Below are 4,021 nucleotides of genomic sequence, written 5' to 3'. Positions count from 1 at the left end.
CTCCTGCTCGTCTTCGGGCAGGTTCGGGTCGGGGGAGTTCTCGTCGAGCCAGGTGCCGCACAGCAGGCAGTATTTGGCGCTCTGCTCGTGGCGATCATGGCCGCAGCCGGGGCAGGCTTCGTCAGAGTAGCGATCGGCGCGAATCGAGCGGATCACCTCCGCGGAGAAGACCCCGGTGGGCACCGCGATGATCGAGTAGCCGATCAGCATCACCATCATCGAGATCGCCTGGCCCAGCGGAGTCACCGGCACGATGTCGCCGTAGCCCACCGTGGTGAGGGTGACGACGGCCCAGTAGATCGCTTTGGGGATGCTGGTGAAGCCCGCCTCGGCGGGCTCGATCAGGTAGACGATCGAGGCAAAGATGGCCACCAGCATGAAGACGGTGAACAGGAACAGGAAGATCTGGTGGCTACTGCGCTTGAGGGCATCTATCAGCAGGCGCCCCTCGCCGACAAACTCCATCAGGCGCAGTACGCGGAAGATGCGCAGGGTGCGCAGCAGGCGCACCATCACCAGGGTCTGGGCCCCGGGCAGGACCAGCGTCAGCCAGGTGGGCAGGATGGCGATCAGGTCGATGATCCCGTAGAAGCTCTTCAGATACAGCCAGGGGCGTTCGAGACAGTAGAGGCGCAGTGCCAGCTCGAGGGTGAAGGCGATCGTGAAGCCCCACTCCAGCCAGAAGAACAAGGCGCCGTAGTTGGCGCGCAGGCTCGCGATGCTCTCCAGCATCACTACCAGCACGCTGGCGAGTATCGCCACGATCAGGGCGATATCAAAGCCCTTGGCCAGCGGAGTATCGGATTCGAAGATGATCTGGAAGACCCGGGTGCGCAGGCCTTCGCCGCCGGGCTTGGGGAGGTGGTTCACGGGGGCGTCCTTGTGGTGGCCGGGGCCGGTCAGGCCAGGTCGACGTCGCCGGGCAGCCGGCGGGCCAGCCGCAGCATCCGGCGGCCAAAGGCCGGCGTCAGCCATGCTGATTCGTTCAGAGCCTCGGCCAGCGCACGGGCGTCGTCGCGCAGTGTCTCATCGTCGAGGGCATCATCGCCCGTTTCGGCCAGGCGTTGGAAGGCCCGGCGCGCCTCGTTGCGCCAGGCGTCCTGGCCGGTATCAGCCAGGGCATCCAGTGCCACGGTGGCGCGATGCAGCCAGGCCCCGGGGCCGTTGCCCTCGGGAAGTGTCCAGCCACCGCCGAGCAGCGCTCCCCCGCGGGCCGCCTTGCTGGTGTCCGAGGGGCGCAACGGGATCGAGTCGGCCAGCTCGTCAGCCAGCGACCACAGCGTAGCTGGCTCGCCCGTCTTGAGCTCCAGCTCGAGTTCGCGGATGGCTACGACTTGCCCGCCCGCGCGGATCTCGCCCAGGTCCAGGGCGAGTTCCACGGTCACGCCTTCCGCCTCCAGCCACCAGGTCTCGCGTACGAAGTCGGTGGCAAAGCGTGGCACCAGACGCTCGAGCAGCGCCGGATCGCGTTCGGTCATGGGGGGCAGGGTGGCCAGCCCGGCGAGGTCGAGTCCCGGGCCCGCTACCTCCCACTCCCACTCGCCGCGGGTCGAGAAGCCGCCACCTCCCTGGCCGCGGGTCTTGAGGGTCTGCAGCAGGCGGTCATCGGCCCGGCGCAGGCGCAGTGCCATGCGTGCCTGCTCCAGGTCGCCCTCGGGGGTGTCGTAGTAGGTGTTGCCCAGGCGCATGACTGCAGGCGTCAGACCGGCCAGGCGGGGGTGGCGGCGCAGGGCCTCGGGTGCCTCGGCCCCCAGGGCCAGTTTGAGCTCTATCTCGTCTGCCATCGGGGCGCCACCTCGTTTCGATGAATATTTGATGATTTTTTCATGACGTTGGGGGTGCCAGTCACTATACTGACGCCGCCATTTTCCAGGTTCACAGATGCCCCATGGTGACATCCAATCCCTTCTCCGCGATGTTCGGTCGCTCGCCATTCCATCCGTTGCTGGCCCATATCGTCAAGGCCAACGAATGTGCGGATGAGCTGTTGCCCTTCTTCGAGGCCTCCCTCGTGGGCGACTGGGACACCGCCGCCCAGCACCGTGAGACCATCACGCGCCTTGAGCACGAAGCCGATGAACTCAAGACCGAGCTGCGTCTCAACCTGCCCAACACCATGTTCCTGCCGGTATCACGCTCCGACCTGCTCGACCTGATCAGCGTCCAGGACAAGATCGCCAACAAGGTCCGTGACATCACTGGCATCATGCTGGGGCGCAAGATGCAGACGCCCCAGGAACTGGCCCAGCCGATGCGCGACTATCTGCGCACCTCGGTGGCCTGCGTGGCCCAGGCCCGACACGCCCTGGAGGAGCTCAAGGACCTTCTCGAATCCGGTTTCGGTCGTAACGTCTCCGACGTGATGCAGAAGCTGATCCGCGAGCTGCACGTGCTCGAGCAGCAGGCCGACGGCCAGCAGGTGACCATCCGCCGCCAGCTCTTCGAACTGGAGGAACGCCTGCCCCCGGTGGACGTGATGTTCCTCTACAAGATCATCGACTGGGTGGGCGAGCTCTCCGACCGCGCCGAGCGCGTCGGCAGTCGCCTGCAGATCATGACGGCCAACTGACCCCGCGGCCCCGGCGATTCCGGGGCCGCGTCGTGTCGACTTCCTTCCGACCGCAACAAGGGAACCCTCCCTATGTCGATCATTGCGCAGCACGGTGAGATATTCATCATTCTCGCCTGTCTCTTCGGCTTCTTCATGGCCTGGGGCGTCGGGGCCAACGACGTCGCCAACGCCATGGGCACCTCGGTGGGCTCACGGGCCATCACCATCAAGCAGGCGATCATCATCGCCGTGATCTTCGAGTTCCTTGGCGCCTGGCTGGCCGGTGGCGAGGTCACCAACACCATCCGCAAGGGCATCATCGACCCCGAGCTGCTGCAGGAGGACCCGCAACTGCTGGTCTACGGCATGCTGGCGGCGCTGCTGGCGGCGGGGACCTGGCTGCTTATCGCCTCGGCCAAGGGCTGGCCGGTCTCCACCACCCACTCCATCGTCGGCGCCATCGTCGGCTTCGGTGCGGCCGGCCTGGGCGCGGGAGCAGTGGACTGGGGGGCGGTGGGTCAGATCGCCGCCAGTTGGGTGGTCTCGCCGCTGCTCGCCGGCTCCATTGCCTTCATGATCTTCAAGTCGGTCCAGCACATGATCTTCGAGGCCCGCGATCCCTTCGCCGCGGCCAAGCGCTACGTGCCCATGTACGTCTTCCTGGTCGGCTTTATCGTCGCCATGGTGACCCTGACCAAGGGGCTCAAGCACATCGGCCTGGACCTCGGCTTTGGCGCCAGCCTGGTGGTGGCCGTGATCTTCGGTGCCCTCTGCCTGCTCCTGGCGATGCTGCGCGAGGGCCGGGTCAGCAAGACCAGGCGCAAGACCGACCAGTTCGGTTTCGGCAGCGTCGAGCAGGTCTTCGGTGTGTTGATGATCTTCACCGCCTGCGCCATGGCCTTCGCCCACGGCTCCAACGACGTGGCGAACGCCGTGGGGCCGCTGGCGGCGGTGATCAGCGTGGTGCAGACCGGCGGTGAGATCGAGGGAGCGGCCGTGGTGCCCTGGTGGGTGCTGGTGCTGGGCGGCGGCGGCATCGTCGTCGGCCTGGTCACTTACGGCCACAAGGTAATTGCCACCGTGGGCACCGGCATTACCGAGCTCACCCCGAGCCGCGGCTTCGCCGCTACCCTGGCGGCCGCGGTGACCGTGGTGCTGGCCTCGGGGACCGGCCTGCCGATTTCCACCACCCAGACCCTGGTCGGGGCGGTGCTGGGCGTGGGCCTGGCCCGCGGCATGGCGGCACTCAACCTGCGGGTCATCGGCACCATTGCCATGTCGTGGCTGATCACCCTGCCGGCCGGCGCCGGCCTCGCGATCCTCTTCTTCTTCACCTTCAAGAGCATGTTCGGCTAAGCGCCGAGCTATGGGCTACGGGCTACGGGCTACGGGCTGCGGGCTACAATCTGCTCGACGCTCGACGCTCGACGCTCGACGCTCGACGCTCGACGCTCGACGCTCGACGCTCGA

At 66.6% G+C, this 4,021-nt stretch carries 4 protein-coding genes; 2 read left to right on the top strand and 2 right to left on the bottom strand.

Annotated features, from left to right (window positions below; genetic code table 11):
* Both RI841_RS12370 and RI841_RS12365 read right to left on the bottom strand, forming a co-directional pair.
* The coding region (locus RI841_RS12370; protein WP_310705909.1) for an ion transporter at positions 1-870 on the bottom strand (870 nt) is incomplete at its 3' end.
* A gap of 29 nt (positions 871-899) precedes the next feature.
* The gene (locus tag RI841_RS12365; protein ID WP_310705908.1) at positions 900-1,784 is read right to left on the bottom strand and encodes a CYTH domain-containing protein; all 885 of its coding nucleotides are present in this window, start codon (positions 1,782-1,784) and stop codon (positions 900-902) included.
* A 104-nt stretch (positions 1,785-1,888) separates the two neighbouring features.
* Here RI841_RS12365 and RI841_RS12360 point away from each other — a divergent pair, with 104 nt between their 5' ends.
* Positions 1,889-2,569, top strand: coding sequence for a TIGR00153 family protein (locus RI841_RS12360; protein WP_310705907.1), 681 nt, complete (start codon positions 1,889-1,891; stop codon positions 2,567-2,569).
* Between the two features lie 72 nt (positions 2,570-2,641).
* Positions 2,642-3,907, top strand: a complete 1,266-nt coding sequence (locus RI841_RS12355; RefSeq protein WP_310705906.1) for an anion permease — start codon at positions 2,642-2,644, stop codon at positions 3,905-3,907.
* Positions 3,908-4,021: the final 114 nt, after the last annotated feature.

The organism is Halomonas sp. (genome assembly GCF_031581305.1).
Lineage (GTDB): Bacteria > Pseudomonadota > Gammaproteobacteria > Pseudomonadales > Halomonadaceae > Halomonas.
The sequence above is the reverse complement of the archived record's forward strand: the minus strand, read 5'-3'. Positions and strand labels throughout refer to the sequence as shown.